Below are 7,682 nucleotides of genomic sequence, written 5' to 3'. Positions count from 1 at the left end.
TTTGCCCGGACGTTGCGCCCCGGCTGGCTGGTCGTGCCCGCTGCTGATTTTGACATGCTGGCAACCTTCAAATCCTCAATGACGATCATCGCGTGGTTTTTGCTGATAGTCGTTGTGACCTTGTGAAGGTAATCGCGGCGGGTATTAGCGATATGTGAATGCAGCCGCTGGATCTTGGCTTTTTGTTTCTTCCAGTTGCTGCTGAACTTTACCTTTTTGCTCAACTGGCGTTGGAGCCTTGCCAGCTTGGTCTGATTGGTTTTGAAGCTGTTGACGGGCTCAAACACCGTGCCATCTGACAGGGTTGCGAGCTTGGCGATCCCCGCATCCAGCCCGACCATTGAGCCGGAGGGGTGAATTGGCTCAAGCGTCTCCTGCTCGACCTGAAAGGAGATATACCAGTGCCCGGCTGCTTGGCTGACGGTCGCGTTTTTAATTTTCCCTTCAACTGGCTGGGACTGACGGAACTTGACCCACGCCAGCCCGGCAGGCAGCTTCACGCGACCCTTTTCAAGGCGGCAATACTTGTCGAAGTTGACGAACCGGATAGCGTCGCAGTTGTCGCTTTTTTTCTTGAATACGGGTGCCTTGGCGGCGAGTTTCTTATCAAAGCAGCGCATCCACGCGCCATGCAAATCCTTGAGCTTCTGCTGGAGGTTGTCGGTATATGCCTCGGCCAGAAAGGCCATTTCTGGGTCTTTCTTCCAACTGGTGAGCATCCTGTTCAGCTCAAAGGCAGAAGGCAGTTTTTCGCCAGCATCCAGAATGCGTTTGGTTTCTGCCAGCCCGTGATTCCAGACATAACGAGCACAACCGCCCAACTGGCGCAGGCGTTGCGCTTGTTGTTCGGTCGGTTCGAGTCGGAATTTGTAGGCTTTCAGAATTTGCATTTAGCGCTCAGTGTGTAGCATTATTGCCATATCTATTAAGCCCGATTGAGTGACAGAATGCAATTCACTAAAATTAATAAATCACGCCATGCGGCCTACGTTTTGCACGTACACTTGGTGTTTATCACCAAGTATCGAAAGCCGATACTGGGGGATCTGCATCACGCTTCCTTCGGTCAGTGTGCGGCAGAGGTTTGCAGAGATTTTGGTGCGGAACTGAAAGAGTGTGACGGAGAGGCTGATCATGTTCACATGCTGATAGAGTACGCGCCAACGGTACAGCTATCGGTACTGGTGAACTCGTTAAAGGCGGTCACATCAAGGCGACTGCGTAATGAATTTCTGGACTTGAGAGGTGCTTACAGCAAACCCGTACTCTGGTCACGCTCTTACTTTGCGGGCTCTTGCGGCGGAGCACCGTTGGAGGTGATCAAGCAATACATTCAAAACCAGCGGGGCTGACGCCCCGGCGAAATTCCCCTCCCACCTACGTCGGAGGGAGTCCCCTTTCGTATTTAAGATGGAGATCCAGAGGATGGTCAATCGCGACCCATTCTGCCCACAAACCAATTGATAATAGTTTTCATTTAATCAAGAATGGGCGCCATCATCAGCCAGGAGTATGCCCATGTCTCAACCCGCCCCGGCCAATCGCCCCCGCCTGCTCACCGTCAAGCATGTTCAGGATGTGAGCCCGCATCTGCGCCGAATCTGCCTGACCAGCCCCGAGCTTGTGGACTACCCCTTCAGCTGTGGCGGTGCTCATGTCAAGATCATGCTGCCCCGACCGGATCAGCGCGAGATAGTGTTGCCCACCCCCACCGACAAGGGGCCTCGCTGGCTCGATCCCGCCCAGAAACCCGTCATTCGCACATTCACCATACGCGCGTTTCGCCGGGAGGCGCTGGAGCTCGACATCGACTTCGCCCTGCACGGCGAGGCCGGCCCCGCCAGTCGTTTCGCCCTGCACGCCAAACCGGGGGACAGGCTCGCCATCTCGGGCCCGGGCGGTCCCGACCCCATGCTGCAAACGGCCGAGCACTATTACATGGCGGGGGATCTCACCGCCCTGCCCGCCATCAGCGCCATGGTGGAAGTGATGCCAGCCCATGCCCGCGGCCATATCGCCCTGCTGGTCCCCCATCAGGACGACGTGCAGGATCTGTCGCTGCCGGCCGGCGTCGACCTGCGCTGGTTCGTGGGCAATCCGGAGCAGGCCGCGACCCTGGTGGCGCATTTCACCGCCCAGCCTATGGTCGCCGAGGGGAGCTATTTCTGGTTTGGCGGGGAAGAGAGCCTGGTCGTGCCGCTGCGCCGCCACGTCAGACGCGCCCTGGATGCCGAGCGCCAGCGGGTCTACGCAGTCCCCTACTGGCGCAGTGGCAAGGATGAAGACGCCTACCATCAGGACAGGCACGCCGTGATGGACAGCTGATCCCCTCTTTATCTTGTGACTGGCGGGCTTCTTCCCTCGGGGAAGCGGCCTGCTTTTGCTGCGGTTCCCCCGCCATCGTTCTTTCTCCCCCCATCTTCGCCTGGCGATTTCATTGCACTTGCATTTGAGACAAACACTAAGATAATGACAATCATTCTCAACAACTGCGATGAGCCGTGAATCTGTCTGCTCCCAACAGGATGCCGCATACGGGTTCCCCATCGCACACATGCACAGCAAGGTAACTCCAGATGGCAGTTTTGAATTCGGTCATGCGCGCCTTCGCCATAGAGGCGCTACCCACCCCTGCCGAGCTGCTGGTGCAGCACCCCTGTCCGGCCGACATGACCCGGCACATCGACAACCAGCGCCATCAGGCACGCCGGATCCTGGCAGGTGAAGACGATCGCCTGCTGGTCGTGATTGGCCCCTGCTCCATCCATGATCCCGTCGCGGCCCTGGACTATGCCGGACGGCTGGCACGACTCGCCACCGCCTATGAAGACAGCCTTCAGATAGTCATGCGCGCCTATTTTGAAAAGCCGCGCACCACGGTGGGCTGGAAGGGGCTGGTCTTCGATCCGCACCTGGACGGCAGCAACGACATCAATCGGGGATTGCATCTGGCACGCCAGGTGCTGCTCGACATCAATGGGCTGGGGCTCGCCACCGCCACCGAATTCCTCGACACCACCAGCTTTCTCTATCTCGCCGATCTCGTCAGCTGGGGCGCCATCGGGGCACGCACCACGGAGTCTCAGGTCCACCGGCAATTGGCCTCCGCACTGCCCTGCCCCGTGGGATTCAAGAACGGTACGGACGGCAATATCCGGGTCGCCATCGATGCCATCCAGGCCAGTACCGCCTCCCATCTCTTCACCGCCCCCGGCAGCCAGGGCGGCATGGTAGTGATCAAGAGCGAAGGCAATCCCGATGGCCATATCATTCTGCGTGGCGGCACCCTGCCCAACTACTACCAGAGCGATGTGGCGGAGGCAGCAGACCGCCTCATCCGTCAGGGACTCCCCCCTCGCCTGATGGTAGATTGCAGCCATGGCAACAGCCAGAAGCTGCACACGAACCAGCTGAAGGTCGCCAAAGAGCTCTGTCGCCAGCTGAGCGAAGGGAGCCAAGCCATCGCCGCCGTCATGGTCGAGAGCTTCTTGCTGGGAGGAAACCAGAAACCGGCTCCTCTGGGTGAGCTGCAATACGGCCTGTCAGTGACCGATGCCTGCCTCTGCTGGGAAGAGAGTGAACACCTGCTTGCCATGCTGGCAGAGGCGGTCCAGGCCCGTCGCCGCACCCGGAGAAAATACACACACGCCGTTCAGTCTGAACTCGGACAACCCGTCATCTAGCATTCGGTTTATTTGTTTGCCACCAATCGGTGTCTGCCTCATCCGCACATTGTCCGGCATCGTGCGGATATATCGCAGAAGAGCGGTGTCAAACAGACCATAAATAGAGGGGATAAATTAATAGGCGGTGGGCGTCATGCATCAGCATGAAAAAGAGACGGGCCGCTCAGGCGTACAGATGAGGATCCACCGCCGCTATTTCATTCTGTCACAGCAGGTATCCATGATCGTTTCTCACAAGGGACGAAGATACACGGGCTGTATGAGTCCTCAGTGCGTATAAGTGGCGAGGTGGCGTGGAAGATGATGCGCCACCTTTATTGGGCACATGATGGTCATGGCTATTCCAGACGAGGCTCTCCAATTAACCAGAGTAACCTGCGCAATTGGGTTTTACTGCGACATCATCTGAACCCTGAAAATAATAATGCCGCCCTGCAGGCGGCATTATCGAGAATCGGATCCGGCGATCAGATCAGGAAATCGTTCAGATCCTTGCCAAGCGCAACTTGCTCGGCGATGGCCTTGGGCATACGACCCTGACCGGTCCAGGTCTTCTCCTGACCGTCTTCCTGATACTTGTATTTCGCAGGACGGGGAGCACGCTTGCTCTTGGTGGTGCCCGCCGCAGCCGGAGCCGCCACGCTGCCGATCAGCTCACGGGGATCGATACCAGCCTGTTGCAGCATTTCGGTGAATTCATTCAGTTTGCGCTGACGCTCTTCCTGTTCGGCGCGTTCCTGTTCAACGGACTCGGCACGCTCGTTATATACCAGGTCAAACTTTTCTTTCGCTTCTTGCAGTTGCTCAAACGGCAGTTCACGAATGGCAGCGCGCAAGCTGCGAATGTTCAGCAGAACCTTCAGAAACTCGTTCATTACTTCCTCACAGAATTATTTTTGTATGTCACAGGGATAACACGATTTGAGAATAGCATGCCCATTGGATAACAACATAATGTTTTTATACCATCCGGCAAAGCGCTGACACCATATGGACATTATTCACCGTGGTTAATTCCCTGCCTGATACTTATTGGGAATACTCTCACAGACTTTATTTCCTTTTTTCCCCGGTTAATCTCAGGCTCACCTCATCCGTTGCACACGGTGTTATCTCTTACCCGCGTCGCTCTGCGCCAGGTCATTTAGCAGCAGTGCCGGCCCTTATTGTACAAATAGTGCGCTCATGAGCATGACCTTCGCAGACAATAAACCAGGTCCCGTTTCAAGGTGCCCCTTGCGCCTGATCCTGTATCCAGCGGATGAATGCCTGGATCTTGGGACACTGGCGATGAGGGAGGGTCGCCAGGTAATAACGCGGCTCGCAGCGCACCGCCATATCCGGGAAGGGCATCACCAGCGCTCCGCTCGCCAGCGCCTGGCTTGCCAGCTGCCTGCGCCCCATGGCGACACCGGCGTGGTGGGTGGCGGCAAGGATCGCCAGATCCGCTCGATCAAATCCCATGTGTGACAAGCAGACCTCCAGGGAGAGATGCCAGTGACTCCCCCAGGTGCGCCACTCGTCGCTGTCGGTGTCCAGGCCCCAGGCCTGCCTGTCATGGAGCAGGCGGCACTGCTGCAGATTCCTCACCTCCCCCATCAGACCGTGGTCGCTGGCGTATTGCGGGCTGCACACCGGCACCATGTATTCATCCATCTGGGGGTGGATGGCCAGGCCCGTCGGGGTTCTGGCATCGAAGTTGAGGGTCAGATCGATGCCGTAGCCGTGCAGGTTTATATGCTCGTTGCCCGTCAGCAGGTTGAGCTCGATGTGAGGATGCAGACGGGAAAAATCGGCGAGCCTTGGCACCAGCCAGTACTGGGCGATGGAGGGGCGCGAGTGCAGCGTCAGGGAGCCCGACAGCGCCTGCTCCCTGATTTCCAGCACCTCCTGATTGATGAACTCCAGGGAGGAGGTGAGGGCCCAGAAAATGCGCTGCCCCTCCGTGGTCAAGGCCACCTTGCGGTGAAAGCGCTGGAACAGCAAAAAACCGAGCGCCTCTTCCAAGGCCGAGATGCGGTGGCTCACCGCGCTTGGGCTCAAGGAGAGCTCGTCGGCGGCGAGCGCAAAGGAGCCGTGGCGGGCCGCCGCCTCGAAGGTGTGGAGCCTGGCGAGCTGATGACTGCTGAGCAGCTTGCTCCTCACCCCTGGGTGCTCATCGCGTTGCATGGTTGGGCCTCCCTCTCTTTTATCTGGCGGATGATACCAGAAGGGCGAGGTTTGCATTCACCAGGAAGACTCAACTCACCTGTATGCGAAGACACAGCAGGGTAGATGACCATTTGCATCAACTGGGCTGATCCAAGCCACGCGTTTTATCATTTGTCACGGCAACGCTGGTGCCATTCAATGGGATGATTCCGTCACCACCCCGCGAGGCTTTCATGACACACATCGACATTGCCGGGCTCATCGCCCGCTTTCCCCTGCTCGAACCGCTGATCGCCCTCACCCCTGTGACCTGGTTCAATCCGGGGGCTACCTCCCTCGCGGAAGGATTGCCCCATGTGGGGCTCACCCGGCACGATGTGGCCTCCGCCTCCGCCCGGCTCGCCCGCTTCGCCCCCTACCTGTGCGAGGCCTTCCCCGAAACCCGTGCCAGCCACGGCATCATCGAGTCCGGGATCGCCGCCATCCCGACCCTGCAGGGGACCCTCAATGGGCGCTACGGCGTCGAACTCACCGGCAGGTTGCTGCTCAAACAAGACAGCCATCTGCCCATCTCCGGCTCCATCAAGGCGCGCGGCGGCATCCACGAGGTGCTGGCCCATGCCGAACACCTGGCCATCCAGGCTGGGCTGCTGCGCGAGACGGATGACTATCGCACGCTGTTCTCGGACGAGTTCCGCCACTTCTTCAGCCAGTACAGCATCGCGGTGGGGTCGACCGGCAACCTCGGCCTCTCCATCGGCATCATGAGCGCCCGCCTCGGCTTTCGCGTCACCGTCCACATGTCCGCCGATGCGCGGGAGTGGAAGAAGCAAAAGTTGCGCGAACATGGCGCCATCGTCGTGGAATATGCCGAGGATTACGGGGTGGCGGTGGAGCAGGGGCGCAAGGAGGCCGAACGCGATCCCACCTGCTTCTTCATCGATGACGAGCACTCTCGCACCCTGTTCCTCGGCTATGCGGTGGCGGGCGAGCGGGTGAAAAAGCAGTTCGACGAGATGGGCATCAGGGTGGACGCCGACCATCCGCTCTTCGTCTACCTGCCTTGCGGCGTCGGCGGCGGCCCCGGCGGAGTGGCTTTTGGCCTCAAGCTGGCGTTCGGGGACAACGTGCACTGCTTCTTCGCCGAGCCCACCCACTCCCCCTGCATGCTGCTCGGGGTCCACACCGGGTTGCACGATGCCATTGCGGTGCAAGACCTTGGCATCGACAACCTCACCGCCGCCGACGGCCTCGCGGTGGGACGCGCCTCCGGTTTTGTCGGCCGCGCCATGGAACGCCTGCTTGCGGGCTTCTACACCCTGAGCGATCAGGAGATGTACGACCTGCTGGGGCTCCTGGCCCGGGATGAAGAGATCCGGCTCGAGCCCTCGGCACTGGCGGGCATGGCAGGCCCCTGGCGAGTGGCCGCCAACCTTGAGTGGCAGAGTGGGCAGGGACTGGATGCAGCCAAGATGGCCGGGGCCACCCACCTGGTGTGGGCCACCGGCGGCGGCATGGTGCCCGCCGAGGAGATGGAAAAATACCTGGCCTGCGCCCGGATCTGATCTTTTTTTCGCCCCCGTGACCCGCCGACCTGGCGGGTTTTTCTGCTGCGAGATCAGCAAGATGGCACCTCAGCCCTCGCCCCCATGACACAGACGGCCAGACTGCTGGACAGCCTGATTTGTCATCCAGCCCCACCGACTGGTTATTTTGTGATACGATAGAGACCGTTTTTTGACATCTGCGCCCCGTTGTCCCCTTTTTCCGGTGAGATAACCACCGGTTCCGGCGACCAACACCTGCCGGGCGCAGCACAACATGTGCCCAGTTCGAATCGCTCCT

At 59.2% G+C, this 7,682-nt stretch carries 7 protein-coding genes; 4 read left to right on the top strand and 3 right to left on the bottom strand.

The annotated features are described in order from the left end of the window. Positions 1–890: RNA-guided endonuclease TnpB family protein (locus J9892_RS23365; protein WP_210539127.1), on the bottom strand; the 890-nt coding region annotated here is incomplete at its 3' end. Between the two features lie 57 nt (positions 891–947). Here J9892_RS23365 and tnpA point away from each other — a divergent pair. The 3 genes from tnpA (at position 948) to J9892_RS23350 (ending at position 3,683) form a co-directional block, all read left to right on the top strand. Then, positions 948–1,352, top strand: coding sequence for an IS200/IS605-like element ISAs26 family transposase (tnpA, locus tag J9892_RS23360; protein ID WP_010674034.1), 405 nt, complete (start codon positions 948–950; stop codon positions 1,350–1,352). A 166-nt stretch (positions 1,353–1,518) separates the two neighbouring features. Further along, complete coding sequence (locus J9892_RS23355; protein WP_109422417.1) at positions 1,519–2,325, top strand: siderophore-interacting protein; 807 nt, start codon at positions 1,519–1,521, stop codon at positions 2,323–2,325. Positions 2,326–2,576: 251 nt separating this feature from the next. Further along, positions 2,577–3,683 (top strand): 3-deoxy-7-phosphoheptulonate synthase, encoded by a 1,107-nt coding sequence (locus J9892_RS23350; protein WP_113978187.1) that lies wholly within the window; start codon positions 2,577–2,579, stop codon positions 3,681–3,683. Between the two features lie 470 nt (positions 3,684–4,153). On the opposite strand, the gene J9892_RS23345 is transcribed toward J9892_RS23350, so the two are convergent. Together J9892_RS23345 and dsdC are read right to left on the bottom strand one after the other, a co-directional pair. Next, positions 4,154–4,561 (bottom strand): H-NS family nucleoid-associated regulatory protein, encoded by a 408-nt coding sequence (locus tag J9892_RS23345; protein WP_010673634.1) that lies wholly within the window; start codon positions 4,559–4,561, stop codon positions 4,154–4,156. A 349-nt stretch (positions 4,562–4,910) separates the two neighbouring features. Then, complete coding sequence (gene dsdC / locus J9892_RS23340; RefSeq protein ID WP_113978185.1) at positions 4,911–5,855, bottom strand: DNA-binding transcriptional regulator DsdC; 945 nt, start codon at positions 5,853–5,855, stop codon at positions 4,911–4,913. A gap of 215 nt (positions 5,856–6,070) precedes the next feature. Here dsdC and dsdA point away from each other — a divergent pair, with 215 nt between their 5' ends. After that, on the top strand, positions 6,071–7,402 hold the full coding sequence (dsdA, locus tag J9892_RS23335; protein ID WP_113978184.1) for a D-serine ammonia-lyase: 1,332 nt from the start codon (positions 6,071–6,073) through the stop codon (positions 7,400–7,402). Positions 7,403–7,682 lie beyond the last annotated feature (280 nt).

It is taken from the genome of Aeromonas sp. Prich7-2, assembly GCF_017939255.1.
Taxonomy (GTDB): Bacteria; Pseudomonadota; Gammaproteobacteria; order Enterobacterales; family Aeromonadaceae; genus Aeromonas; species Aeromonas caviae.
Note: the sequence above shows the minus strand (reverse complement) of the source record. Positions and strands in the feature narration are given on the sequence as shown.